At 56.2% G+C, this 26,531-nt stretch carries 22 protein-coding genes and 1 tRNA gene; 15 read left to right on the forward strand and 8 right to left on the reverse strand.

The window, feature by feature from the left end:
• The first annotated feature begins 17 nt into the window (after positions 1 to 17).
• The 5 genes from nadD to rng are packed head-to-tail and all read left to right on the forward strand — an operon-like array spanning position 18 to position 3,780.
• The gene (nadD, locus tag AC8GFP_RS12565; RefSeq protein ID WP_506613693.1) at positions 18 to 620 is read left to right on the forward strand and encodes a nicotinate (nicotinamide) nucleotide adenylyltransferase; all 603 of its coding nucleotides are present in this window, start codon (positions 18 to 20) and stop codon (positions 618 to 620) included.
• Positions 604 to 1,233, forward strand: a complete 630-nt coding sequence (gene rsfS, locus AC8GFP_RS12570; RefSeq protein ID WP_506613694.1) for a ribosome silencing factor — start codon at positions 604 to 606, stop codon at positions 1,231 to 1,233. Before nadD ends, rsfS begins: the two co-directional genes overlap by 17 nt.
• A complete protein-coding gene (gene rlmH / locus AC8GFP_RS12575; RefSeq protein WP_506613696.1) occupies positions 1,230 to 1,697 on the forward strand; it encodes a 23S rRNA (pseudouridine(1915)-N(3))-methyltransferase RlmH in 468 nt (155 codons plus the stop codon). The genes rsfS and rlmH overlap by 4 nt, the downstream gene beginning before the upstream one ends.
• Positions 1,694 to 2,299: a Maf family protein gene (locus AC8GFP_RS12580; protein WP_506613698.1), complete on the forward strand. Its 606-nt coding sequence runs from the start codon at positions 1,694 to 1,696 to the stop codon at positions 2,297 to 2,299. Before rlmH ends, AC8GFP_RS12580 begins: the two co-directional genes overlap by 4 nt.
• Positions 2,300 to 2,301: 2 nt before the next feature.
• Positions 2,302 to 3,780: a ribonuclease G gene (gene rng, locus AC8GFP_RS12585; RefSeq protein ID WP_506613700.1), complete on the forward strand. Its 1,479-nt coding sequence runs from the start codon at positions 2,302 to 2,304 to the stop codon at positions 3,778 to 3,780.
• Here the strand turns inward: rng and msbA are convergent.
• Positions 3,777 to 5,537 carry a lipid A export permease/ATP-binding protein MsbA gene (gene msbA, locus AC8GFP_RS12590; protein ID WP_506613702.1) on the reverse strand — a complete coding sequence of 587 codons (1,761 nt, stop codon included), beginning with the start codon at positions 5,535 to 5,537 and terminating at the stop codon, positions 3,777 to 3,779. The genes rng and msbA overlap by 4 nt on opposite strands.
• Before the next feature lie 119 nt (positions 5,538 to 5,656).
• Between msbA and tolB the strand changes: the two genes are divergently transcribed.
• From tolB to AC8GFP_RS12615, 5 genes are all read left to right on the forward strand, one after another.
• A complete protein-coding gene (gene tolB / locus AC8GFP_RS12595; protein ID WP_506613704.1) occupies positions 5,657 to 6,901 on the forward strand; it encodes a Tol-Pal system beta propeller repeat protein TolB in 1,245 nt (414 codons plus the stop codon).
• A gap of 16 nt (positions 6,902 to 6,917) precedes the next feature.
• Entirely contained in the window at positions 6,918 to 7,463 is a 546-nt protein-coding gene (gene pal / locus AC8GFP_RS12600) for a peptidoglycan-associated lipoprotein Pal (protein WP_506613706.1), read from the forward strand.
• Between the two features lie 23 nt (positions 7,464 to 7,486).
• A complete protein-coding gene (gene ybgF / locus AC8GFP_RS12605) occupies positions 7,487 to 8,284 on the forward strand; it encodes a tol-pal system protein YbgF (RefSeq protein ID WP_506613708.1) in 798 nt (265 codons plus the stop codon).
• Position 8,285: 1 nt separating this feature from the next.
• Positions 8,286 to 9,056: a tRNA threonylcarbamoyladenosine dehydratase gene (locus AC8GFP_RS12610; RefSeq protein ID WP_506613710.1), complete on the forward strand. Its 771-nt coding sequence runs from the start codon at positions 8,286 to 8,288 to the stop codon at positions 9,054 to 9,056.
• A gap of 84 nt (positions 9,057 to 9,140) precedes the next feature.
• Positions 9,141 to 9,216 (forward strand) — tRNA-Lys (locus AC8GFP_RS12615).
• Positions 9,217 to 9,272: 56 nt separating this feature from the next.
• Here the strand turns inward: AC8GFP_RS12615 and AC8GFP_RS12620 are convergent.
• Genes AC8GFP_RS12620 through dapC form a run of 5 tightly spaced genes read right to left on the reverse strand, consistent with a single transcriptional unit; the run spans position 9,273 to position 15,392 of the window.
• On the reverse strand, positions 9,273 to 11,282 hold the full coding sequence (locus tag AC8GFP_RS12620; RefSeq protein ID WP_506613712.1) for an ABC-F family ATP-binding cassette domain-containing protein: 2,010 nt from the start codon (positions 11,280 to 11,282) through the stop codon (positions 9,273 to 9,275).
• Complete coding sequence (prmB, locus tag AC8GFP_RS12625) at positions 11,279 to 12,163, reverse strand: 50S ribosomal protein L3 N(5)-glutamine methyltransferase (protein WP_506613714.1); 885 nt, start codon at positions 12,161 to 12,163, stop codon at positions 11,279 to 11,281. Before prmB ends, AC8GFP_RS12620 begins: the two co-directional genes overlap by 4 nt.
• Complete coding sequence (gene dapE / locus AC8GFP_RS12630; RefSeq protein WP_506613716.1) at positions 12,160 to 13,317, reverse strand: succinyl-diaminopimelate desuccinylase; 1,158 nt, start codon at positions 13,315 to 13,317, stop codon at positions 12,160 to 12,162. Before dapE ends, prmB begins: the two co-directional genes overlap by 4 nt.
• A 17-nt stretch (positions 13,318 to 13,334) precedes the next feature.
• Positions 13,335 to 14,171 (reverse strand): 2,3,4,5-tetrahydropyridine-2,6-dicarboxylate N-succinyltransferase, encoded by an 837-nt coding sequence (gene dapD, locus AC8GFP_RS12635; protein ID WP_506613718.1) that lies wholly within the window; start codon positions 14,169 to 14,171, stop codon positions 13,335 to 13,337.
• A 27-nt stretch (positions 14,172 to 14,198) separates the two neighbouring features.
• Entirely contained in the window at positions 14,199 to 15,392 is a 1,194-nt protein-coding gene (gene dapC / locus AC8GFP_RS12640; RefSeq protein ID WP_506613720.1) for a succinyldiaminopimelate transaminase, read from the reverse strand.
• 18 nt (positions 15,393 to 15,410) lie between these two features.
• On the opposite strand from dapC, the gene AC8GFP_RS12645 reads away from it, so the two are divergent.
• Genes AC8GFP_RS12645 through def form a run of 5 tightly spaced genes read left to right on the forward strand, consistent with a single transcriptional unit; the run spans position 15,411 to position 23,025 of the window.
• The gene (locus AC8GFP_RS12645) at positions 15,411 to 15,767 is read left to right on the forward strand and encodes an Hpt domain-containing protein (protein ID WP_506613722.1); all 357 of its coding nucleotides are present in this window, start codon (positions 15,411 to 15,413) and stop codon (positions 15,765 to 15,767) included.
• Between the two features lie 53 nt (positions 15,768 to 15,820).
• The gene (smc, locus tag AC8GFP_RS12650; RefSeq protein ID WP_506613724.1) at positions 15,821 to 19,336 is read left to right on the forward strand and encodes a chromosome segregation protein SMC; all 3,516 of its coding nucleotides are present in this window, start codon (positions 15,821 to 15,823) and stop codon (positions 19,334 to 19,336) included.
• Positions 19,333 to 20,385 (forward strand): cell division protein ZipA C-terminal FtsZ-binding domain-containing protein, encoded by a 1,053-nt coding sequence (locus AC8GFP_RS12655; protein ID WP_506613726.1) that lies wholly within the window; start codon positions 19,333 to 19,335, stop codon positions 20,383 to 20,385. Before smc ends, AC8GFP_RS12655 begins: the two co-directional genes overlap by 4 nt.
• A 15-nt stretch (positions 20,386 to 20,400) precedes the next feature.
• Positions 20,401 to 22,485 (forward strand): NAD-dependent DNA ligase LigA, encoded by a 2,085-nt coding sequence (ligA, locus tag AC8GFP_RS12660; RefSeq protein ID WP_506613728.1) that lies wholly within the window; start codon positions 20,401 to 20,403, stop codon positions 22,483 to 22,485.
• 3 nt (positions 22,486 to 22,488) lie between these two features.
• A complete protein-coding gene (gene def, locus AC8GFP_RS12665) occupies positions 22,489 to 23,025 on the forward strand; it encodes a peptide deformylase (RefSeq protein WP_506613730.1) in 537 nt (178 codons plus the stop codon).
• Positions 23,026 to 23,043: 18 nt separating this feature from the next.
• On the opposite strand, the gene AC8GFP_RS12670 is transcribed toward def, so the two are convergent.
• Both AC8GFP_RS12670 and map read right to left on the reverse strand, forming a co-directional pair.
• A complete protein-coding gene (locus AC8GFP_RS12670) occupies positions 23,044 to 25,728 on the reverse strand; it encodes a [protein-PII] uridylyltransferase (RefSeq protein WP_506613732.1) in 2,685 nt (894 codons plus the stop codon).
• Positions 25,661 to 26,470: a type I methionyl aminopeptidase gene (map, locus tag AC8GFP_RS12675; protein ID WP_506613734.1), complete on the reverse strand. Its 810-nt coding sequence runs from the start codon at positions 26,468 to 26,470 to the stop codon at positions 25,661 to 25,663. The genes AC8GFP_RS12670 and map overlap by 68 nt, the downstream gene beginning before the upstream one ends.
• Positions 26,471 to 26,531: the final 61 nt, after the last annotated feature.

Consider the following 26,531-nt stretch of genomic DNA (forward strand, 5'->3'; position numbering starts at 1 on the left):
GCACCGATACAAAGCCCGTGCGCATCGGCTTGTTCGGGGGCGCTTTCGACCCACCGCACAACGCCCATGTGGCCTTGGCCCAAGCGGCCTTGAGGCAGTTGTCCTTGAACGTCTTGCATGTGCTGCCCACCGGCGATGCGTGGCACAAACCCCGCGACTTAACGCCAGGTCATCACCGATTGGCCATGTGCCAGCAGGCTTTCGAGTCCTTTCCAAACGTGGTGGTGGATGACTTGGAGTTGAAACGTCCAGGGCCAAGTTACACGGTGGACACGTTGGCGGTTTTGCGCGAACGCTACGCAGGCGCCGAATTTTTCGTGGTGCTGGGCTTGGATCAAGCGGCTCAGTTCGTTCATTGGCATCAAAGTGATCAAATTTTGGCTTGGGCCCAATTGGCCATCGCCGACCGATCCTTGGAGGGTCAAGAAAAGGCGGCATCTCCTGAATGGCACAATCGAGCGCATCTGCACTTGAACATGCCCTTGATGCCACTCAGTGCCACCGATATACGACAACGCTGCCGCACTGGAGAGGACTTAAGCGCTTTGCTCAGCACCGCGGTCATTCGATACATTCAAAACAACCATCTTTACCTGGACAACCATGACCGAAGCTTCTGAAAAAAAAGACGTCCAAAAATTGCAACGTGTGATCGTTGACAGTTTGGAGGACATCAAGGCGCAAGACATTCAAGCCTTCAACACCGAACACTTGTCGGCCTTGTTTGAACGGGTCATCATTGCCTGTGGCACCTCGAACCGCCAAACCAAGGCCTTGGCAGCCAGTGTGCGCGATGAAGTGCGGGATGCTGGGTTTGGTAAACCTCGCATGGAAGGCGAAGAAAACGGTGAATGGATCATTGTCGATTGCGGTTCGGTGGTGGTTCACATCATGCAGCCCTCCATTCGCCAGTACTACCACTTGGAAGAAATTTGGGGCCACAAACCGGTTCGCCTCAAACTCGGTGCCGACAAACCCAAAGCAGTGGTGAAAAAAGAACCCGAACCCGAGCCGCCCAAGAAAGCCGCCAAAAAAACCAGCGGCAAAACAGCCGCTAAAAAGTCTGCACCTGCAAGTCATCGTGTTGCGACATCCACCAGTAAAACACCGGCTTCTTCGAGCAGCCCCAAAGCCAAAACTGTTGCCAAAACCGCTGTCAAACCCACCGTGAAAAAAGTCACGGTCAACAAGCCTGCCGCGAAGAAGTCCCCGCGCAAACCTGCCAAAGCATGAGGCTGTGGGTGGTGGCCGTAGGGCTTCGGGTACCCCACTGGGCGCAAACCGCCTGGGACGATTACGCCAAGCGCTTTCCTGCTGACATCAAACTCACTCTGAAAACCGTCAAAACAGAGCCGCGCGGCTCACGCACCACCGCCCAAATTTGGGCGGCTGAACGCGCCCGCATTGACGCGGCTATTCCGAAAGACTGCCACAAGGTCTGGCTGGACGAAAAAGGGCAACGCCTGACCACGGTCGCCTTGTCGCAGCGTTGGTTGAGCTGGCAAGCCAATGCCCAAGACGTGGCCCTCATCATTGGTGGGCCAGATGGCTTTGACCCAGCCATTCGGCAGTCTGGTGAGGACCTGATCAGTTTGTCTGACCTGACCTTGCCGCACGCCATGGTGCGGGTCTTGTTGGTGGAGCAGCTCTACCGCGCTTGGTCGATTTTGGCCAACCATCCCTACCACCGCGAATGAACCCCTTGCCCTTTGTTTATTTGGCTTCGCAAAGCCCCAGACGGCAGCAGTTGTTAACACAAATCGGTGTGCCTTTTGAGGTGTTGTTGCCTCAGGATGTGGCAGCTGCCGAAGAATTGGAGCGCGTTCTGCCCGGCGAAACGCCCTTGGCCTATGTCCAACGCGTCACCTTGTTGAAATTGCAACACGCCAAGACTGAATGCACGCGACTGGCTTGGCCTGTGCATCCCATTTTGTGTGCCGACACCACCGTGGCTTTGGGCGCCCTTATCTTGGGCAAACCACACAATGCAGAAGAGGCCAAAGACATGCTGCAACGTTTGAGCGGCCAAACCCACCAGGTGTTCACCGCCATTGCCATCGCGCATGGGCGAAAAACCTTGCGAGCACTCAGTCGCTCTAAAGTTCGCTTCGATACATTGAGTGCGCAGGAGATTGAGGCTTATGTGGCTAGCCAAGAGCCCATGGGCAAAGCCGGTGCCTATGGCATCCAAGGCTTGGCCAGCGGGTTTATTCGGAGCATTCAGGGCAGTTACTCTGGCATCATGGGACTTCCCTTGTTTGAAACCACCCGGTTGCTGCGCAAAGTAGCTGAAGGTTGAAGATGCAGCATGACATTCTGATCAATTGGTCCCCCCAAGAAACACGCGTTGCGATGGTGGAAAACGGCGCGGTTCAAGAAATCCACATCGAGCGCTCATTGGAGCGTGGCTTGGTGGGCAACGTGTACTTGGGCAAAGTGGCCCGGGTATTGCCTGGCATGCAGTCGGCATTCATCGACATCGGCATGGACCGGTCTGCGTTTTTGCACGTGGCTGATGTATTCAGCACTACCGCACCGCGACAAACAGATGCGGAAGGCCAAACTGTCGCTGTATTGCCGATTGAAAAACAAGTGTTTGAAGGTCAGTCCTTGTTGGTCCAAGTCATCAAGGATCCGATTGGCAGCAAGGGCGCAAGGCTGTCCACCCAAATCAGCATTGCTGGTCGCTTGTTGGTTTTTTTGCCGCAAGACAACCACATTGGCGTGTCCCAAAAAATACCGCAAGAACAGCGCGACGAGCTGCGCAAACGCTTGATCAATTTGGCGCACAAAGGGGACGACAAAGGCGGCTTTATTTTGCGCACCAATGGTGAGGAAGCCAGCGACGCCGAGTTGGATGAAGACATCAGCTATCTTCGCAAAACATGGGCCAAGATCAAAACAGCGAGTGTGCAATTGCCGCCCAAATCCCTGCTTCACCAAGACTTGAACTTGCTTCAAAGGGTGCTCAGAGACATGGTGTTGGAAACCACCCAAACCATTCGCTTGGATTCAGTTGAACAGCACAACATGTTGCAGCAGTTTGGCAAAGAGTTCATGCCCTCTTCTGTGGCGAAGTTAGCCCACTACAAAGGTGAGCGCCCCATCTTCGATTTGTTCAATATTGACGATGAGATTCAACTGGCCTTGGGCCGAAAAGTGATGCTGAAGTCTGGCGGTTACCTGATCATCGACCAAACGGAAGCGCTGACCACCGTGGACGTGAACACGGGTGGATTTGTGGGCGCTCGCAATTTTGACGACACGATTTTCAAAACCAATCTGGAAGCTGCGGGTGCGATTGCGCGGCAGTTGCGATTGCGTAATTTGGGTGGGGTGATCGTCACCGATTTCATTGACATGCAACGCGAAGATCACCGCGAAGTCGTTATTCAGGAGCTGCGCAAACATTTGTCCAAAGACCGTGTCAAAACCACCGTGAGTGGTTTTTCATCCTTGGGCTTGGTTGAAATGACGCGCAAACGAACCAGAGAATCTTTGGCACAAATATTGTGTGAGCCCTGTGCACATTGCCAAGGCAAGGGCATTGTGAATACCGCTCGCAGTGTGGCTTACAACATCTTGCGCGAAATTTTGCGTGAAGCGCGACAGTTCAGCCCCAAGGAATTTCGAGTCTTGGCGCCACCTGCTGTGGTGGATCTGTTGCAAGAAGAAGAAAGCCTGCACTTGGCAGGCTTGAGTGACTTCATTGGCAAGCCCATTTCATTGCAAGCCGAATTCGGCATGGGTCCTGAACAGTTCAGTATCGTGCTGATTTAGCTTTCATTGAGCGGCGCTTGCTCATGGCTGACGCTTTTGAGCTTGAACATGGCAGCATAAGCCCCATTTTTCGCTAGCAAACTGGCATGGTTGCCCATCTCGATCAAGCGGCCTGAGTCCATCACCACGATGCGGTCTGCAGACTCAATGGTCGATAACCGATGGGCGATGATCAATGTGGTTTTTCCTTGTTGTAGGCGCAGCAGGGCATCTTGCACCATGCGTTCAGATTCATTGTCCAGCGCTGATGTGGCTTCGTCCAAAATCAGAATGGGCGCCTCTTTGTAAAGCGCTCGCGCAATCGCCAATCGTTGTCTTTGACCGCCCGACATGCTGGATGCGTTGTGCCCAACCACGGTGTCGATGCCTTGCGGCAGGCTGCGCAGATAGTCACCCAAATTAGCCGCTTCCAAACAACGAAGGACTTTCTCCGGTTCAGGAGTTTGGCCCAAGGCCACATTCATGGCCAAACTGTCATTCAAAACCACCACATTCTGGCTGACCATGGCAAATTGACGTCGCAAATCGGGCAAGTACCAATCACGCACGCTGACGCCGTCCAGCTTTAAATCGCCCTCTGTCCAATCCACAAAACGCGGCAAAAGATTGGCCAAGGTGGTTTTGCCAGAGCCTGAGCTGCCAACCAGTGCCACGGTTTCCCCAGGTAAGACGTCTAAATGAACGTCACGCAATGCCCAAGGATGGTCTGCTTGATAACGAACACCCAGGTTTTCCCATTGAATGTGCCCACGGGCGTGTGCAGACCGGTGCTGTCCGCCGGTTTCCTGAGGAGTGTTTTCAATCAATTCCAAACCGCGCTCTAGGGCCGCCAAACCACGTGTGATGGGGCCTGCAATTTCAGACAAATGCTTGATGGGGTTGACCAACATCAACATGGCGGTCACAAATGACGCGAATCCGCCAACTGTCATATTGCTGTCTTGACTTTGCATCAGCGCAACGCTGATGACGGCTGACAAGGCGATGGCGGCAAACAATTGGGTCAGCGGTGTGATGCCAGAACTGGCCACCGCCATTTTCATGGTGAGACGCTCGAGTGTGCGACCCAAAGATTCAAAGCGACGGGCTTGTAAATGTTGAGCCGCATGCAAGCGAATTTCACGGTAAGCCAGCGCAGATTCTTCCACCACATAGGCCAGTTCATCGGTTGCCGCTTGGTTTTTTCGTGTGAGACCATAAAGACGTTTGCTCATGGCCTTCATTAAAAAACCGACTGAAGGAATCAACAAGGCGACGATCAAACTGAGTTGCCAATTCAAATACAGCAAATAGCCAATCAGTGCGATCAGTGTCAGGCTGTCACGAAACAAACTCATGCATGAACCCACCAGCATTTGTGCGCCAGTTTGAACTTCGTAGACCAAGGTGTTGCCCAAGGTGCTGGCATTTTGCTGTCTGTAAAGGTTCAAAGAGGCATCTTGCAAGCGTTCGAACATGGCCACGCGCAATTTCAACAGGCCTTGGTTGGTGGCCTTGGCGATGCAGACCTGACCAACAAACATGCTGAGTCCACGAATCGTGTAGAGACCAATCAAGGCCACGGGCACCATCCAAATGGGAAAACTGTTTTGTTTGAAGCCTTTGTCAAGCAGCGGTTGCAACAAGGCTGGCACCATGGGTTCAGCGATGGCCACAATCAAAAGACAGAACAATGCGGTCACCCAAGCCAAGGGCGGGTGTACAAAGTACCGGCCTGCTCTTTGCAAGCGTTTAAAGATATTGGATTTCTCGGGCATGGGGTCAGCTTGAACTCGTTCTTCTGATTATCGCCTTGGTCCTCTTTAGCATGGTTAGAATTGTTTTTTTTCTACTCATAGAAGCGATGATCAACTTTTTCCTTCCAATTCTGACTGCCATGGCCATCTCCGTCGGCTTGGTCAGTTCGGCATGGTCTGAAGTTCGTGTTGAAGTTTCAGGTGTAGGCATCACCCAAATTCCAATTGGCATTGCTTCATTCAAGGGACAAGATGCCGCGCCGCAAAAACCCGCACTGATCGTTGCGTCTGATTTGGACCGCAGCGGTCAATTCAAAACCATGGATCCCGGCATGGTTTTGGATGACACAAGCCGCCCCGATTTTGCAGCGATTCGCCAAACCAACACCGATGCCTTGGTCACAGGCAGCATTCAAAAAACTGCGGATGGTCGTTTTGAGGTCAAGTACCGTTTGTGGGATGTGATCAAAGGCCAAGATTTAGGTGGTCAAAGCTTCTTGGTGGTGGCTTCTGATTTGCGCTTGGTCTCACATCGGATTGCTGATCAGGTCTATGAAAAACTCACAGGTGACAAGGGTGTTTTTTCAACACGCATTGCCTATGTCACCAAGCAAAGTCAGCGACATGTGCTTTGGGTGGCCGATGCGGATGGGGAAAATGCACAAGCAGCCTTGACCAGTCCCGAGCCCATTATTTCTCCCAGATGGGCGCCCAACGGCACCGACTTGGCCTATGTTTCCTTTGAGTCTCGCAAACCTGTGGTCTACGTCCACGATGTGTCTACCGGCAAACGTCGCATACTCGCCAATTTCAAAGGCTCGAACAGTGCCCCAGCTTGGTCCCCCGATGGCAAAACAGTGGCTGTCACTTTGAGTCGGGATGGCTCATCACAAATTTTCTCCTTGGATGCCAAAGGCGGGGAACCCAAACGCATCACGCAATCCAACGGCATCGACACTGAACCGGTGTTTACCCCGGACGGCAGTGCCCTTTATTTTGTCAGTGACCGCGGTGGCTCACCCCAAATTTACAGAACACCTGCAGCAGGCGGCCCAGTGCAGCGGGTAACCTTCTTGGGGAATTACAACATTTCGCCTACTCTGAGCCCTGATGGACGCTGGTTGGCTTACATCGCTCGAAACGCAAGCCAATACAGATTGCATCTTTTGGAACTGGCCACCGACAAGGTATACCCCCTCACCGATACCAATATTGATGAACGCCCGAGTTTTTCAGCCAACAGCAAACTCATCCTTTATGCCAGTATGGTTCAAGGCAAGGAGGTGCTGATGACGACCACGCTTGATGGCAAAATAAGCGCGAAATTGGCGGGACAAACCAACAATATCCGAGAACCCCATTGGGGACCTTTTTTAAAACCTTGAATCACTGGAGTATGTTGTGAATAAATTTTTCTTGTCTTTTGGCCTGGCCGTGTTGTTGTCGGCTTGTGCCTCCGGCGTCAAACTCAATGATGTTCCCGTTGAAGATAAATCTGGATCCAGCGTGAGTGCACCAGCACCAGAGCCCACGCCAGCACCAGCCGTTGCGCAAGCCCAGTCCGCAGTGGCCCCAGTCAGTACGGTCACATCCGACAACTTGGCGGCTGGCCCCAATGGCGTGACCAAAGTCATTTACTTTGATTACGACAGTTTCGTGGTGAAAGCAGAATTCCAAAATGCCATCGAGGGTCATGCTCAATTCTTGAAAAACAATCCTCGCGCCAAGGTGTCATTGGAAGGTCATACCGATGAGCGTGGAGGTCGCGAGTACAACTTGGCCTTGGGGCAAAAGCGTGCGGATGCGGTGCGTCAAAGCCTGAGCCTCTTGGGTGTGTCATCGGCACAAGTAGAGTCTGTCAGCTTTGGTGAAGAAAAGCCTGCGATTCAAGGCAGTGACGAGTCTGCATTCTCAAAAAACCGCCGCACTGAATTCTTCTACAAATGAGGCTAAGCACGAAGTGGGCATTGATGAGCTTGGCCTTGGCCTGCTCATCCTTGCATGCAGCGTTGTTTGAAGACGAAGAAGCCCGTCGCGCTATTTTGGAATTGCGCCAGCGTGTTGAAACCTTGCGTCAAGCCCAGCAAACTGGTGATCAAAATCTGCAAAAGTCGATTGAACAAGCCACTCAGGTTCAAAAATCGGCTGAGCAAGAGGTCAATCAGTACAAGCAATCTTTGCTGCAACTGCAATCTCAAATTGACAGTTTGAAGCAGGACATATCAAGTTTGCGGGGTGAACGCGAGGAGTTGATGCGCGAGATCGCGTTGTTACAACGAAGCCAAAAAGAAACCCTGACTGCTGTTGATGACCGCCTCAAAATGGTGAACCAACGATTTGATCAATTCGAACCCATCACGGTTCAAGTTGACGGTCTGGAGTTTCAAGCCGAGCCCGCAGAGAAAAAAGATTTCGATGCCAGTTTGGCTGTCTTTCGAAAGGGTGAATTCGCGGCAGCGGCTGCTTCTTTTGAAGGTTTCTTGCGCAAATATCCCGTCAGCGGTTACCGACCCAGCGCCTTGTTTTGGTTAGGCAGCGCCAATTACGTTGCCCGTGATTACGCCAATACGATCAATCAACTCAAAGCATTCATGGCTCTGAGTCCCAACCATCAGCGCGTGCCTGAAGCTCTGTTGACGATGGGCAATGCCCAGCTGGAGTCCAAGCAAGCCAAAGAGGCCAAAAAAACCTTGGACGAATTGGTCAAACAGTTTCCCAATACCGACGCTGCTGCTGCTGGCAAAGAACGTTTGTCTAAACTCAAGTAAATTGACCACGACTGCGCTAGTTACAGAAAACAACGAAGACCGCCGCTTTGGCGGTCTTTCGCGTTTGTATGGCGCCTCAGGGGCCCAACGTATTCGACAAGCGCATGTGGTCGTGGTGGGTGTGGGTGGTGTGGGCTCTTGGGCTGTGGAGTGTTTGGCGCGCAGCGGCGTGGGGCAACTCAGCTTGATCGACATGGACCATGTGTCCGAGTCGAATATCAACCGTCAATTGCACGCGGTCTCCGACACGCTGGGTCAATCCAAGGTGTTGGCCATGCAAGACCGTGTTCTGCAAATCAATCCGGCATGTGTGGTTCACGTCATTGATGACTTCATCACACCGGAGAACACCCAAGAACTCCTGCCTAGCGGCATAGATGCAGTGATAGATGCCTGCGATCAAGTCAGTGCCAAAGTGGCCTTGGCTGCTTGGGCCATGACCCATCATGCGCGTTTGGTCACAGTGGGGGCGGCTGGTGGCAAGCGACAAGCCCACTTGGTCGACATGGCAGATTTGGCGCAGGCCACGCATGATCCCTTGCTCGCGCAAGTGCGCCAACGTCTGCGAAAACACCATGCAGCGCCTGCTGGCGGCGCAGCTTTCGGCGTTCAATCGGTGTTCAGCAAAGAACGTGTTTTGATGCCCGCCAAAGAAAGCGAAGCTTCACGCGACAGTTCTTTGAATTGCCATGGCTATGGTTCTGTGGTGACGGTCACAGCCACATTCGGTAATTGCGCAGCATCATGGGTGTTGAATGAATTGGCCGCCTGATTGGTTTTTTCAAAACCGTCAAAAAGCGCAAAAAAACAGTTATACTTTGCGGCTTCGCAGAGCAGCAAAACTGCAATGCAAAGGGGGACGTTAGCTCAGTTGGTAGAGCAGCGGACTTTTAATCCGTTGGTCACAAGTTCGAATCTTGTACGTCCTACCACCCTCATTCAAAAAAACCAGTTCAAACAGAACTGGTTTTTTTTCGTCTTTGAAATCTCAAGCCAAAGTCTCAAGTTGAGTGGTCAATTCCAACCAGCGCAACTCCAGTTCTTCCAATTCATCTTCCACCACTTTGAGACGCTTGCCCGCTTCGGCAATCTCAGCAGGGGCCAAGGAACTGGCCAATTTGTTGTGCAGGCTTTGCTTCTCGGCTTCCAGGCTTGCCATGTTTTTTTCAATGCCGTCTTGTTCTTTTTTCAAGGGGCGTTTTTTCTCGTTGGCTTCTTTGCGTTGCTGTGCGTCGTCTTTGCGCTGTTCACGTGAAGCCACGACGGGCTTGGCATCTGCCACGCTCACCGGGGCTGCCACCACCGGTGCAGCGGCAACGGTCAACGCTGCATTGGCTGCTGCGGTGGCCTCAGCACGCATTCGCTTGGCCTCGTCCAACAAATAGCGTTGGTAGTCGTCCAAATCGCCATCGAAGGGCGACACACCGCCGCGGGACACCATCCAAAACTCGTCGCACACAGCCCGCAGCAAGGCGCGGTCGTGGCTGACCAACATGACCGTGCCTTCAAATTCATTCAAGGCCATGCTCAGGGCTTCACGGGTGGCCAAGTCCAAGTGGTTGGTAGGCTCGTCCATCAGCAACAGGTTGGGGCGCTGCCAGACCAACATGCACAGCACCAACCGCGCTTTTTCGCCGCCGCTCATGCTGCCCACAGCTTGCTTGACCATGTCGCCGCCAAAGTTGAACTGGCCCAAGAAACTGCGCAAGTCTTGCTCGCGCGTTGCCTGACCGGCCAGCTTGCCTTCAACGGTCAACTTTTTACACAAATCGATCATGTGTTGCAGCGGGTTGTCAGCCGGACGCAGCACATCGAGTTCTTGTTGCGCAAAGTAGCCGATGTTCAAGCCCTTGCCTTCGGTCATGTCGCCGCCCAAAGCTTTCAAGTCGCGGGCGATGGTTTTCACCAGCGTTGATTTGCCTTGGCCATTGGCCCCCAAGATGCCAATGCGCTGACCAGCCAACACCGATCGGCTGATGTTTTGCACGATCACCGTGGGCGGTGTGCCCGCAGGTGCGTCATCAGGAGCCGGGTAACCCACACTCACACCTTGCATGCTCAGCATGGGGTTGGGCAGATTGGCGGGTTCTTTGAACTCGAAACTGAAATCGGCATCGGCCAACAAGGGGGCGATTTTTTCCATCCGGTCCAAGGCCTTGACCCGGCTTTGCGCTTGTTTGGCTTTGCTGGCCTTGGCCTTGAAGCGGGCAATGAACTTTTGCAAATGCGCGATCTTGTCTTGTTGCTTGGAGAAAGCGTTTTGTTGCAACTCCATTTGCTCGGCCCGCATGTCTTCAAACTTGCTGTAGTTGCCGCCGTAGCGCACCAACTTGCCCGCATCGATGTGCAGTGTGACGTTGGTGACCGCATCCAAAAATTCACGGTCATGGCTGATGACCACCATCGTGCCTTCATAGCGCTTGAGCCAAGCTTCCAGCCACACCAAGGCGTCCAAGTCCAAGTGGTTGGTGGGCTCGTCCAAGAGCAGCAAGTCTGAAGGGCACATCAGCGCACGGGCCAGTTGCAAACGCATGCGCCAACCGCCCGAGAAACTGTTCACTGGGTTGTCCAGTTCGGTGGTTTTGAAGCCCAGACCCAAGATCAGGGCTTGCGCTCGCGATGAAGCATCGTGCTCGCCTGCGTCATAAAGCGCCATGTAGGCGTGGCCCATGCGGTCGCCGTCGCCGGAGGCTTCGGCAGCAGCCACTTCGGCGCGAGCATCGGTCAGCACCGTGTCACCTTCAATCACAAAGGCCGTGGCAGTTTGATCGGTCTCGGGCATGTCCTGCGACACCTGCCCCATGCGCCATTGGCTGGGAATGTAAAACTCGCCCGAATCCTCGTGCAAGCCGCCATTGAGCAAGGCAAACAACGACGATTTGCCAGCGCCGTTGCGGCCCACCAAGCCGACTTTTTCGCCGGGGTTCAAAGTAACGGAGGCCCCTTCGAGCAACACCTTGGCGCTGCGGCGCAAGGTGACATTTTTGATCGTGATCATGGTTTCTGAGCGCTTGGCGCCATCGCTTGTCGGGTGAGAAGTAAGACCTGGTCATCACCAGCACTGGTCGATAGCCACACGACATCTAAATTTGGAAAGGCTGTTTCAAAGTGTTCGCGCTCGTGGCCGATTTCAAGCACCAACACAGCGTTTTCGTTCATGTGGGCAGGCGCGTCGCGCAACAGTTGGCGCACAAAGTCCATGCCGTCGGTGCCACCGGCCAAGGCCAGTGCGGGTTCGGCTTTGAACTCGGGTGGCAACGTGGCCATGCTTTCCGCATTCACATAGGGCGGGTTGCACAAAATCAGATCAAATAAACCATCGGCTTGCTGCAAGCCATCGGACTCAGCAAGCGTCATACGGTCTTCCAAGCCATGGCGTTCGATATTGATCTGCGCCACCGCCAAAGCGTCTTTCGACAAATCCAAACCCAGCACCGACACCTGAGGGTAGGCCAGTGCCGCCAAGATGCCCAAACTGCCATTGCCAGTGCACAAGTCCAGCACACGGCGGCTGTTCGGGTCTAGCCACGGGTCGATGCCGCCCTCGGCCAATACCTCGGCAATCAGTGAGCGCGGCACGATGGCCCGCTCGTCAATGTAAAAAGAAACACCCTGCAACCAAGCTTCCTTCGTGAGGTAGGCCGCAGGTTGGCGGCGCTCAATACGCTGCGCGATCAAGGCTTGCACTTGTTCTATGTGCGCTGGCATGAGTTCGGCGTGGTGCGCTGCTTCGTTGAAGTCGGTGTCCAGAGGCAAACCCAACTGCCACAGCACCAACCAAGCTGCTTCGTCTTCTGCCGTGGTGGTACCTTGGCCAAAAGCCACGCCAGCATGACTGAGTTGTTCAGCAACCCGCTGAATCAGCATGGAGAGGGTCATGCCAAAGCGCGGTTCAAATGTTCCAAAACCCGTCGGTAAATATTCTTCAAGGGCTCTATATCAGCCACAGGAACACATTCATCAATTTTGTGGATGGTGGCGTTGCTCGGGCCGAGTTCAATCACCTGAGGGCAAACCTGTGCAATGAAGCGGCCGTCCGAGGTGCCGCCGGTGGTGGAGAGTTCGGTGTCCAACCCGGTTTCGTCGCGAATGGCGGTTTGCACCGCGCCCACTAAATCGCCGGGCGTGGTGAGAAAAGGCAGACCACCGATGGTCCAGGCCAGGTCGTATTGCAAGCCGTGCTTGTCGAGCACAGCGCGCAGGCGCTGCTGCAATTGTTCGGGTGTGGACTCGGTGCAAAAACGGAAATTGAAATCCACCACGCAAGCACCTGGAATCACATTGCTGGCTCCGGTGCCCGCATGGATGTTGCTGACCTGCCAGCTGGTGGGTGGGAAGAAGGGGTTGCCCTTGTCCCACTCAATGGCCACCAATTCCGCCAAGGCGGGAGCCAACAAGTGAATCGGGTTTTGCGCCAACTGTGGATAGGCAATATGACCTTGCACACCCTTGACGGTGAGCTTGCCACTCATGGTGCCGCGCCGACCGTTTTTGATCATGTCGCCAGTGCGTTGTACCGAGGTGGGTTCACCCACGATGCACCAGTCGAGTTGTTCGCCACGGGCTTTCAGCGCGTTGCAGACCACCACGGTGCCATCCAGGGCCGGGCCTTCTTCGTCACTGGTGAGCAGGAAAGCGATGTTGATGCTGGGTTCGGGGCAAGACGCTGCAAACTCTTCACAGGCCACCACCATGGCGGCCAGTGAGGCCTTCATGTCGCTGCTGCCTCGGCCATACAACATGCCATTGCGGTGGGTGGGCGTGAACGGGTCTTGCGTCCATTGGTCCAAGGGGCCAGTGGGCACCACATCCGTGTGCCCGGCAAACACCAAGGTTTTGGCCTTGGCGTGGGTGCTGCGTTTCACGGCCCACAGGTTGCTCACGCGAAAGTTGTCGGGCCCGCTGTCCATGCGCTCACAAGCAAACCCCAGCGGCGTCAGGCGTGAAGCGATCAGGTCCAGGCAACCCGCGTCCTCGGGGGTGACCGAGGGGCGCGAGATGAGTTGCTCGGTGAGTTGGAGGGTGCGAGACATCAAACGGTTGGCAACAATCAATCGCGCAACAAATCGTTGATGCTGGTTTTCGAGCGGGTTTGGGCGTCCACACGCTTGACCACGATGGCGGCGTACATGCTGTAGGGTGCGCCGTTGGCTGCCACTTTGGGGATATTGCCGCTGACCACCACCGAGCCCGAGGCCACGCGACCATAGGTGATTTCGCCAGTGGCGCGGTCGAAGATGGGGGTCGATTGACCGATGAACACGCCCATGCCCAGCACCGAGTTTTCTTCGATGATGACGCCTTCCACCACTTCAGAGCGAGCGCCGATGAAGCAGTTGTCTTCAATGATGGTGGGGTTGGCTTGCAAGGGTTCGAGCACGCCGCCAATGCCCACACCACCCGACAAGTGCACGTTCTTGCCAATTTGCGCACAGGAACCCACGGTGGCCCAGGTGTCGACCATGGTGCCGCTGTCAACATAGGCGCCAATATTGACGTAGGAGGGCATCAGGATGGCACCAGGGGCCACATAGCTGCCACGACGCGCCACGGCAGGCGGCACCACACGCACCCCAGCGGCCTTGAATTCTTCATCCGAGAGATTTGAAAACTTGGTTTTGACTTTGTCGTAGTAACCCAAGTCGCCGCCTTTGATGATTTTGTTGTCGTTCAAACGGAAGGACAGCAACACGGCTTTTTTCAACCACTGGTGAACCGTCCATTGGCCCACGCCTTCACGGGTGGCCACACGCAAACGGCCGCCATTGAGCTCGGCAATCACATGGTTGACGGCATCCATCACTTCATGGGTGGCGTTTTCAGCGTTGATGGTGGCGCGGTTGTCCCAGGCGTTGTCGATGATGTGTTGCAGTTGGTGTTGAGCCATGGTTGTTTTCTTTGAGCTGAGTTGAAATTAAGAATGGGTTTGTTTGACGAAAGCCACGATGCGTTCAGCGGCTTCGAGGCATTCTTGGGGTTGTGCCACCAAAGCCATGCGAATGCGGCCTTGGCCGGGGTTGATACCGTTGACCTCACGCGCCAAATAGCGGCCAGGCAACACCGTGACATTGTATTGAGCCAGCAAGTCACGGGCGAAAGCCTCGTCATCACCCCCTGGAACAGCGGCCCACAGGTAAAAACCGGCATCAGGCAAGGCCACATCCAACACCTGGGCCAACAAGGGTGTGACTTGTTCAAACTTGGCTTTGTACAAGGCACGGTTGGCCTGCACGTGGGCTTCATCATTCCAAGCGGCGATGCTGGCCTCTTGCACCATGCCGCCCATGGCGCTGCCGTGGTAGGTGCGGTAGCGCAAAAAAGGCGCAATGAGGGCCGCGTCACCAGCCACAAAGCCACTGCGCAGACCGGGCACATTGCTGCGCTTGGACAAGCTGGTGAAACTGATCAGGTTTTTAAAATCGTTTCTGCCCAGCAATTGGGCGGCTTGCAACCCACCCAGCGGGGGCGTGTCGCCAAAATAAATTTCGCTGTAGCACTCGTCAGAAGCCAAGACAAAGCCGTATTTGTCGCTCAAGGCGAAGAGCTTTTGCCATTCCGACAAGGGCATGACCGCACCCGTGGGGTTGCCGGGCGAACAAACAAACACCAGTTTGGTGCGTTGCCACACCTCCGGTGCAACGCTGTCCCAGTCGACCGCAAAGTTTTGGCTGGGCAAGCTGGGCACGTAATGTATTTGGGCTTGACCCAAGAGCGCGGCACCTTCGTAAATTTGATAGAAAGGATTGGGCGACAGCACCACCGAGTCATGCTGACCGTCCAACACGGTTTGGGCAAAAGCAAACAAGGCCTCGCGCGAGCCATTGACGGGCAACACCTGGGTTTCGGGGTTCAAAGTCACGTCATAGCGGCGTTGAACCCATCCGGCACATGCTTGCCTGAAGGCCAAGGAACCCGCAGTGGCCGGATAGGCCGCCAAAGCATCGGTGTGTTGGCGCAAAGCCTCGATGATCAGGGGCGGGGTGGCATGGCGGGGTTCGCCAATGCCCAAGCTGATCGGGGACCAGTTCGGACTGGGGGTGACGTCTGAAAACAAAACACGTAAACGCTCGAACGGGTAGGGGTGTAGCTTTGATAACAGTGGGTTCATGGCTGATATTATCGAGCCATGTACAGTTACCTCGACCCCAGCCGCGCTCAGGATTTCGCCATGGACCCAGAGCAGATGCTCAATCTGGCCGAAACCTTCGAAACCAGCTTGACCCAAGACCTCAAAGCCCTTGGCGAGGCCTTGGAGAACCAGGATCCAGACCCCATGCGTCGTTTGCTGCATGCTTTGAAAGGCTATGTGACCTTTCTCAGCAAGGATGAATTGAGTTCTAAAGTGATACATCTGGAGTCCATGAGCCGCCAAAGCCCTGTCGACGAAGTGCGCCACACTGTCCAAGCGGTGTTGCCGTCTTTGCAGACCTTGTTGGCTGAAGTCACCCGTTGGAAATCCACCGAACTGCAAAAGCAAGCCTGAGCGGTGCCGGCTTTTACCGATGTTTGAACTCCCCGTGATGAAAAGGTTTTTCGGTGCGTCTTAATTCCATCAAGCTGTCTGGCTTCAAATCCTTTGCAGACGCCACCAATTTCATGTTGCCCGGTCAATTGGTGGGCGTGGTCGGCCCCAACGGCTGCGGCAAGTCCAACATCATTGATGCCGTGCGATGGGTGCTGGGCGAAAGCCGAGCCAGCGAATTGCGTGGCGAGTCCATGCAAGACGTCATCTTCAATGGCACCACCAGCCGCAAACCCGCTAGCCGCGCCAGTGTCGAACTGGTGTTTGACAACACCAGCCACCGTGCGGGCGGCCAATGGAGCCAGTTCGCCGAGATTGCCGTCAAGCGCGTTTTGACCCGCGACGGCACCAGCAGCTACTACATCAACAACCAACCAGTGCGCCGCCGTGATGTGCAAGATGTGTTCTTGGGCACCGGCTTGGGCCCACGCGCTTACGCCATCATTGGCCAAGGCACGATCAGCCGCATCATCGAGTCCAAGCCCGAAGAGTTGCGTTTGTTCTTGGAAGAAGCGGCTGGTGTTTCCAAATACAAAGAGCGTCGCCGCGAGACCGAAAACCGCCTGAGCGACACCCGCGAAAACCTGACGCGTGTGGAAGACATCTTGCGCGAATTGAACGCCAACCTGGAAAAATTGGAACGCCAAGCCGAGGTGGCGCAACGCTTTCACGACTTGCAACACCAAGCCACGACCCGACAACACCAGCTCTGGTTTTTAAAGCGCAGTGACGCGCAAGCCGAGCAAGCCCAAGTGCACACCCAAGCCGAGCAAGCGGCCAACAGTTTGGAGTCGAAAACCGCCGATTTGCGCCAAGTCGAAGCCAGTGTGGAAACCATTCGCCAAGCGCATTACGAAGCCGGCGAACAAGTCAACCAGGCACAAGGCCAGCTCTACCAAGCCAGTGCTGAAGTGGGGCGGTTGGAAGCTGAGATCCGTTTCGTGGTGGAAGGCCGTCAACGCGCTGAAGAACGCTTGATTCAAATTCAAGCGCAAATTGAACAATGGCGCAGCCAAAGCACCCAAGCGCAGGAAGAAGCGCAACACCTGCTGGACAACCAAGACACGGCGCAAGCGCAACTGGCTGGTTTGCAGGATGACCTGGGCCTGAAAGCCGAACAGCTGCCCGAACTTGAGCAGTTCTGGCGCGATGCCCAACAACAGGTTCATGCCCAGTCCACCTTGGTGAACGAGGTGCAACAACAAATCCAGGTGTTGGCTGCCGAGCAACGTGGCATGCAAGAGCAAGCCCGCCAACTCGAGCAACGCCAAGCCCGTTTGCAAGCCGATCAGCAAGCCTTGGCCCTGCCTGAAGACACGCATTTGCAGCAATTGCAAGCGCAACTGGCCGAAGCCGAAGAACGCTCGGCCCAAAGCCAAGCCCAATTGCAAACCTTGGAAGACATGGCCGAGGAAGTGGAAAACAACCGGCGTCAAGCGCAAGAGGCCAGCAACCAACAATCGGCCAAGCTGGTCGAGTTGCAAGCCCGTCAAGAAGCCTTGAAAGCCTTGCAACAAAAACTGCGCACCGACGAGCGACTCACGCCCTGGTTGAACAAACACGGCTTGCAAGATTTGCAACCGCTGTGGAACAAACTGCACATCACACCCGGTTGGGAGCAGGCCTTGGAAGCCGCTTTGCGCGAGCGTTTGGCGGCCCTTGAAGTGACCCGCATCGACAGCGTCAAAGCCTTTGCCACCGATGTGCCCATGGCCAAGCTCAGCTTCTACACCCCGGGTGTCGCCGTGGCTGCGGCGCCCAAGCACAAGTTGCCGCGCTTGTTTGACCAACTCAAACTCAACGATGCAGGCATGAGTGGCTTGCTGTCCGATTGGCTGACAGGCTGTTACACCGCCAACAGCTTGGACGAGGCCATGGCCGCTCGCAACCAACTGCAAGCGGGTGAGCAAATTTTCATCGCCCAAGGCCATGCTGTGGGCTTGCACAGCGTCACGTTCTACGCCCAAGACTCCGAGCAATCGGGCATGTTGGCGCGTGCCCAAGAAATTGAAAACCTGGACAAGCAAATCCGCGCTCAAAGCCTGATGAGCGAAGAAGCCCGTGTCCACTTGTCACGCTCAGAAAGCGCAGCCGCCCAGTCGGCCCAAGAACGCACCCAAAAGCGCGTAGAAGCCACCGACACCCAAGCCCAGGCACACGCGCTGAAGGTGGACTTTATGCGGGTGCAGCAGCAAGCTGAGCAAGCCCGCGCACGCCAAGGCCAGCTTGAAACCGAAGTGGGCGACTTGCAAACCCAAATGGCGCAATTGCAAACCCGCAGCGAAGAAGCCGAAGCCCGTTTTGAAGCGCTGGACATGCAACTGGCGCAAACCCAAGAACGCCACGCCAACTTGCAAGAAAAATCCATCACAGCTGAACAGCAACTGAACCAAGCGCGTGATGGCTTGCGTCAACTTGAACGCCAAGTGCAGGAAGCCGACTTCAACATGCGCAGCTTGTCGGCCAAATTGGCCGAGTTGCAGCGCACCCAAGACACCGCTGCCAAGCAAATGGACAGCTTGCGGGCCGAGCACACCAGTCAACAGGCCGAGCTGGCCTTGTTGTCTGACAGTGCGGCCCAGTCGGGTTTGCAGGCTGCGTTGGCTGTGAAGCTTGAACGAGAAAGCCTGTTGGCTGCCAAGCGTTCCGAGTACGACGACCTGACCAACCGTTTGCGCACCAGCAACGAAGACCGCTTGAAGATTGAGCGCGAACTCGACCCGCTGCGCCAACGCATCGTGGACATGCAGCTCAAAGAGCAAGCCGCGCGTTTGGGCTTCGAGCAATACGACCGTTTCTTGCAAGAAGCCCAAGCCGATATGGCGCTGATCGAAGCCTCCATCGAAACAGACAAAGTCAAATTGACGGGCTTGCAGACGGAGATTGACCGCTTGAACCGCGATATCCAAGCCCTGGGGGCCGTGAATTTGGCTGCCTTGGACGAGCTGGGCACCGCCCGCGAACGCAAAACCTTCCTCGATTCGCAGTCTGCCGATTTGAATGATGCAATCAACACCTTGGAAGACGCGATCCGCAAGATTGATATTGAAACCCGGGCGTTATTGGGCGACACGTTTGAAACCGTGAACAAACACTTTGGCGTCATGTTCCCCGAGCTGTTCGGCGGCGGCAATGCCAAACTCATGATGACTGGCGACGAGATTTTGGATTCGGGTGTGCAGGTCATGGCCCAGCCGCCGGGCAAGAAAAACCAAACCATCCACCTATTGTCGGGTGGCGAAAAAGCCCTCACCGCCATCGCTTTGGTGTTCGCCATCTTCCAACTCAATCCCGCGCCGTTTTGTTTGCTCGACGAGGTGGACGCGCCGCTGGACGACGCCAACACCGAGCGCTACAGCAAGTTGGTCACCAAAATGTCCGCCGAGACCCAGTTTTTGTACATCTCGCACAACAAAATTGCCATGGAAATGGCCGAGCAACTCATTGGCGTCACCATGCAAGAGCAAGGCGTGTCGCGCATTGTTGCCGTGGACATGGAAGCCGCCGCCAGTTTGGTTGAGCCCGCATGAGCAATTTGCAACTTTGGCTGGCCGTGGCAGGCGGCTTGGTCTTGGTGGTGGTGGTCGCCCACAGCACCTGGACATCGCGTCAAAGCCAACCCAAACAAGCCGAGCCCTTGGTGTCCCAGGAAGAATTGGACGCCTTGGTGGCCGAACCCAGCGCTGAGTTGGGCGACGACCTGCAAACAGGCCACGCTTTCCCTGGCATGCCGCACGAGTTGCCGCATTTGGATGCGCGGTCGCAACTCGATGCTTTGATCGATGTGATTGCCACCATGGAACTCGACAGCCCTGTTTCTGGCGAAGCCGCCATCGCTGCGCTGCCGCCCATTCGACGTGTGGGCAACAAATTGTTTTTGGTTGAAGGCCTGAATGCTGACAGCGGCGAATGGGAAGCCCTGCAAACCCAGCGTTACTACAGCGCCTTCCAAGCCGGTATGCAAGTGGCCAACCGCCAAGGCCCTTTGAACGACATCGAATTTTCCGAATTCGTGGTGAAAACCCAAGCCTTTGCCGAAGTGTTTTCCGCCACACCCGAGTTCCCCGACATGAACGAAGTGGTGGCGCAAGCCCGCGAGCTGGACCATTTCGCCAGTGCCCACGACGCCCAACTGGGGTTCACCTTGGCCTCGCGCAAAGCCGCGTGGAGCCCGGGCTATGTGCAACAACAAGCCGCGCGTTTGGGCTTTGTGCCCGGCGTCATACCCGGGCGCATGGTGGTGCCAGCGGCCACCCCGGGCTTGCCACCCGTGCTGGTGTTGACTTTCGATGCCCGCGCCGCCATGGCCGAAGACCCGAACCAAGCGGCCTTGCGCAGCGTCAGCCTGAGCTTGGATGTGCCACAGGTGGCCCAGTCCGAACAAGCGTTTTCGCGCTTGTGTGAAGCCGCACAAAACCTGGCGCAGGCCATGGACGGATTGATCACGGATGACAATGGCCAGGTCTTGACCGAGGCAGGCATCCAGATGATCGACCATGACTTGCGCAGCCTCTACGACGCCTTGGCCGCCCGCGACCTGTCTGCGGGTTCTTTGCAAGCGCGACGCTTGTTCAGTTAAGCCCACAGCGGGCCTATGTCCAACACACTTGCCGATCAAGCCGCCCAACTGCGGGCCGAGCTGCACCACCACGCCCACCTGTACTACGTTTTAGACGCGCCCACGCTGCCTGACGCCGAGTACGACCGGCTGTTCAAGGCGCTGCAAGCCTTGGAAGCCGCGCACCCCGAATTGATCACAGCCGATTCGCCTACCCAAAGGGTGGGCGGCAAGCCCTTGGACAGTTTTGCCAGCGTCAAACATGCCCTGCCGATGCTGAGCATCCGCACCGAAACCGACACCGAAGCCAGTGGTGCCGAAGCCTTTGACACACGCATCCGCAAAGAACTGGGCTTGCGCGACACCGACCCTGCTGTGGACTATGTGGCAGAGTTGAAATTTGACGGCTTGGCCATGAGCCTGCGCTACGAGCAGGGCGTCTTGGTGCAAGCCGCCACCCGAGGCGACGGCGACATGGGCGAGGACGTGACCCACAACATCCGCACCATTGGACAAATTCCATTGCGGCTTCAAACAGGCTCCGCCTTGCGGGTGCCCGACTTGTTGGAAGTGCGCGGCGAGGTTTACATGGCGCGTTCTGACTTTGAAGCCTTGAACGAACGCCAACGACAGCGCATCGCGGCGGGCGACAAGGGCGAAAAAACTTTCGTCAACCCGCGCAACGCCGCCGCTGGTGCCGTGCGGCAACTCGACCCCAGCATCGCCGCGCAACGACCTTTGAGCTTTTTTGCTTATGGTCTGGGCGACATCACACCTTTTGAACAAGGCGGCCCCACCTTTGAAACTCATTTTGAGTTGCTGATGGCACTGAAACAATGGGGATTCCCTGTGGCGGTGCAAACCTGCGTGGTGCAAGGCGCAACTGGCCTGGTGGGCTTTCACCAACGCATCGGTCAAGCACGTGATGCCTTGCCCTTTGACATCGACGGTGTGGTTTACAAAGTGAACAGCTTGGCCGCACAACGGCAGCTGGGCTTCGTGACCCGCGAGCCGCGCTGGGCGGTGGCGCACAAATACCCCGCGCAAGAGGAACTCACCACGGTGCAAGCCATCGAGGTGCAGGTGGGGCGCACTGGCAAGCTCACGCCTGTGGCCAAGTTGGCGCCCGTTTTTGTGGGTGGGGTCACCGTCACCAACGCCACCTTGCACAACGAAGACGAAGCCCGCCGCAAAGATGTGCGGGTGGGCGACACCGTGGTGGTGCGCCGTGCGGGCGATGTGATTCCCGAGGTGGTGTCGGTGGTGCTGGAAAAACGGCAAGACGCGCAAATATTCACCATGCTGCACCAATGTCCGGTGTGCAACAGCCCTGCGGTGCGCGAAGAAGGCGAGGCCGACTACCGCTGCACCGGCGGTTTGTTTTGCAGCGCCCAGCGCAAGCAAGCCATCCTGCACTTTGCGCACCGCCGTGCGGTGGACATTGAAGACTTGGGCGACAAACTGGTGGAGCAACTGGTGGACGCAGGCTTGGTCAACACCTTGCCCGATATTTACCGCTTGGGTTTCAGCGCCTTGGCCACCTTGGACCGCATGGCTGAAAAATCCGCCAACAACGTGCTGGCCAGCATTGAGAAATCCAAGCCAACCACCTTGCCCCGTTTTTTGTTTGGTCTGGGCATTCGCCATGTAGGCGAGGCCACGGCCAAAGAGTTGGTCCGCCATTTCGGCAAGATGGACGCCATCATGGATGCCACCGTCGACCAATTGCTGCAAGTGCCGGATGTTGGGCCCATCGTGGCGCAAAGCCTGCGAACGTTTTTCGATCAAGCCCACAACCGCGAAGTGGTGGAACAACTGCGGGCCTGTGGTGTCACCTGGAGCGAAGGCGTTCCCAGTGCCGGGGCCAGCCTGCCCTTGGCGGGTCAAACCTATGTGCTGACCGGCACCTTGCCCACGCTGAGCCGCGATCAAGCCAAAGACATGCTCGAATCCCTGGGGGCCAAAGTGGCTGGCAGCGTCAGCAAGAAAACCCATGGCGTAGTGGCCGGGGCCGAGGCGGGGAGCAAGCTCGACAAAGCCCAAGAGCTTGGTATCCCGGTGCTGGATGAAGCTGCGTTGTTGGCCTTGGTGAACGCGCACAGCAGCGACGTGAGCAACTAAGCCATGGCGATCCGCGAGATTTTGAAAATGGGCGACGAGCGCCTGCTGCGAGTGGCGCAACCGGTGACGCAATTCAACACGCCAACGCTACAAGCATTGCTGCAAGACCTGAACGACACCATGGTCGCGGCCAACGGCGCGGGTTTGGCCGCCCCGCAAATTGGCGTCGATTTGCAAGTGGTGGTGTTTGGTTCGGGCGAGGTCAACCCGCGCTACCCCGATGCACCGGTGGTGCCCTACACCGTGCTCATCAACCCGGTGCTCACGCCGCTGGGTGAAGATCAAGAAGAGGGCTGGGAAGGCTGTTTGTCGGTGCCCGGTTTGCGCGGCATGGTGCCGCGTTACACGCACTTGCGGTATCAAGGTTTCGATCCACAGGGCCAGCCCATCGACCGCACGGTGGAGGGCTTTCACGCCCGGGTGGTGCAACACGAATGCGACCACCTGATGGGCGTGCTGTACCCGATGCGGGTGCGGGATTTCTCGCGCTTTGGCTACACCGAGGTGCTGTTTCCGGGCTTGGACGACGCCGACGATTGACTTGGGCTGCGTTTGAATTCAAGCCTGCAAGGCTGCCAACAACTCGGTTTCGATTTCCAACTGCGCTTTGTTTTGTTGCAAGGCCGCGCCATCGATCAAAAACGTGTCTTCCACGCGCTCCCCCAAGGTGCTGATCTTGGCCAACAAGACGTTGATCTGGTGGTGGGCCAGCACCTGCGCCACGCCATACAACAGGCCGACGCGGTCACTGGCCGAAATGGACAACAGCCAACGCTGGGCTTTTTCATCCGGCTGCAAGCGCACACGCGGTGCCACAGGAAAGCTTTTCACTCGCCGAGACACCCTGCCGCGCCCGGCTTTGGGCAAGGGGCCGCCTTGCTCGACGGTGTTTTTCAAATCGTTTTCCACCATGTTGGTGAGTTCACGGTAGTGGGCATTCAACATCGGGGTCACCACTTGGAACGTATCCAAGGCGTAACCGTTGCGGGCGGTGTGGATTTTGGCGTCCAAGATGCTGAAACCGGCCTGGTCGAAATAGCCACAGATGCGAGCGAACAAGTCCGTTTGATCAGGCGTGTAGACCATCACTTGCAAACCCTCGCCCAAGGGGGATAGCCGGGCTTTCACGGTCACGCCGGGCGTTTTGCCTTCGGCTTTGGCCAAGGCCAAAGGGCGCGACAACTGGCGTGTGTGCCAAGCAATGTCCGCCGCTTCATGGCGCATGAAATAGCCCACGTCCAGCGTTTCCCACAAGGCTTTGTGCGACTCGAACGGCATGGCGTACAGGTTCAGGGTTTCCAAGGCTTCGCGCTTGCGCATTTCCACCAAGGCATCCGGGTCGTGGGCTTGACCGCCCAGCACCGCCGCGGTGGTTTTGTACAGGTCTTCCAGCAACTTGCCTTTCCAAGCGTTCCACACCTTGGGGCTGGTGCCTCGGATATCGGCCACGGTCAGGAGGTAGAGCGCTCGCAAATAGCGTTCATTGCCCACGCGCTTGGCAAAGGCCTGCACCACGTCGGGGTCGCTCAGGTCTTGCTTTTGTGCCACGTGGCTCATGGTCAGGTGTTCGCGCACCAAAAATTCAATCAACTGCTGATCGGCTTTGGCAATGCCGTGCTGTTTGCAAAAGATGCGAACCTCATGGGCACCCAAATCGGAATGGTCACCGCCACGGCCTTTGGCGATGTCGTGAAACAAGGCGGCCACATACAAAATCCAAGGCTGGTCCCAACCAGCGGCCAACTGCGAGCAAAACGGGTACTCGTGGGAGTGTTCGACGATGAAAAAACGCCGCACATTGCGCAGCACCATCAGGATGTGCTGATCCACCGTGTACACATGGAACAAGTCGTGCTGCATTTGCCCAACGATGCGGCGAAACACCCACAAGTAACGGCCCAGCACCGAGGTTTGGTTCATCAAGCGCATGGCATGGGTGATGCCTTGTGGCGACTTCAAAATCCGCATGAACATGTCGCGGTTGACCGGGTTGCGCCGGAACCCCGCGTCCATCAAACCCCGGGCGTTGTAGAGCGCTCGCAAGGTGCGGGCTGACAAACCTTTGATGCCCACGGTTTCTTGGTAGAGCAAAAACGTTTCCAGAATCGCTTCGGGGTGGCGTTGGTACAGGCCATCATCCACCACCTCCAACATGCCCGATTTGTCCAAAAACCGCTCATTCAGCACTTGGGGTGGATGGGCCTGGGCTTGCTGGAACAACCAGTCTTCGATGTTCAGGTGCAGGATTTGATTCAGCTGGCTGACCGCTTTGGCTGCCCAGTAATACTCCTTCATCAAGGCTTCACTGTCTTTGCGTGGATGCGGTGAGCCGTCTTTCGAGGCTGAGAGACCCAGGTCTTGTGCCACAGCGGTCTGCAGGTCAAACACCAAGCGGTCTTCACGCCGCTTGGCCAACAAATGCAGCCGCCAACGGATGAGGGACAACACATCTTCGTTGCGCTGCAATTGGCGCCATTCCAGTTCGGTGATCATGCCCTTGGCGGCCAAGTCTTTCCAAGTGGCCCCCAAGCCGCTGGCTTTGGCCAACCACAACAGCATGTGCAGGTCGCGCAGGCCGCCCGGCGACTCTTTGCAATTGGGTTCCAAGGCGTAAGGCGTGTTCTCGAATTTGCTGTGCCGCTGCTGCATTTCCAGCGTTTTGCCGGTGAAGAAGGCGCGTGCTTCCATTTGCGCTTTGAAGGCTTCGCTGAATTGCGCAAACAAGGCTGGATCACCCACCACGGGGCGCGACTCCAACATGGCGGTTTGCACCGTGATGTCTTTGGCCGCCTCGCTCAGGCATTCGGTCAGGTTGCGCACACTGGAGCCAATTTCCAAACCCGCATCCCAGCAACTGCCGATGAACTGTTCCACTTTGGACTTTATGGCATCGTCTTCATCCACCGAGACATGGGCGGGCAACAAGACCAGCACATCGATATCGGAATAAGGGAACAAAGCACCTCGGCCAAAGCCCCCCACGGCCACCAAACAAGCGTGGGCGGGCATACCGGCTACTTGCCACAAGGTTTGCAAATGCGCATCGCACAAGTTGCTTAAGCGCTGCAAGTGCCCATGCACCCGGTGCGCGCGTTTCAGGCTTTGCAATTGGGCGCACTGCGCCAACAAGTCGGTTTTTTCTTGCCGAAAAGGCGCTGTTGCGGGGTTCACCAGTTCAACACTTGGTGGTTTTGACGAACGAGGGCAGGGGTGGGCTGCCGTCTGAGAGGGTGAGCACTTCATAGCCAGTCGGGGTCACCAAGACGGTGTGTTCCCATTGGGCCGACAAGGAATGGTCCCGGGTGATGATGGTCCAGCCGTCGTTCATTTCCTTGATGTCGCGCTTGCCCGCATTGACCATGGGTTCGATGGTGAACACCATGCCTGCTTTGAGTTCTTCCAAGGTGCCGGGTTTGCCGTAGTGCAAAACTTGGGGCTCTTCGTGAAACACTTGGCCGATGCCGTGGCCGCAAAACTCGCGCACGATGGAAAAACCCAATCCTTCGGCAAACACCTGAATGGCATGGCCAATGTCGCCCAAATGGGCACCGGGTTTGACTTTCACAATGCCGTGCCACATGGCGTCGTAGGTCATTTGACACAGCCGTTTGGCGGCAATCGAGCCTTCACCCACGATGAACATGCGGCTGGTGTCGCCATGCCAGCTGTCTTTGATGACGGTGATGTCGATGTTGACGATGTCGCCTTTTTTCAGCTGCTTGTCACTGGGAATGCCATGGCAAACCTGGTGGTTGATCGAGGTGCAAATCGACTTGGGGTAGGGGTTGTTGCCGCTGGGGTTGTAGTTCAGGGGCGCAGGAATGGCTTGTTGGACTTGCGTGATGTAGTCGAAGGCCAATTTGTCCAATTCATTGGTGGTGATGCCAGGTTGCACGTGCGGGGTCAGGTAATCCAACACTTCCGAGGCCAAGCGACCAGCCACACGCATGCCAGCAATGCCTTGTTCGTCTTTGTAAGTGATCATGGATGGAATTATCTCAGGCTGACCGTGGCCTCTGGCCGAAAGAGGCTTATCGCTAAAATTC

This window comes from Limnohabitans simekii (SeqCode) (genome assembly GCF_965234735.1).
Classification (GTDB): Bacteria; Pseudomonadota; Gammaproteobacteria; order Burkholderiales; family Burkholderiaceae_C; genus Limnohabitans; species Limnohabitans simekii.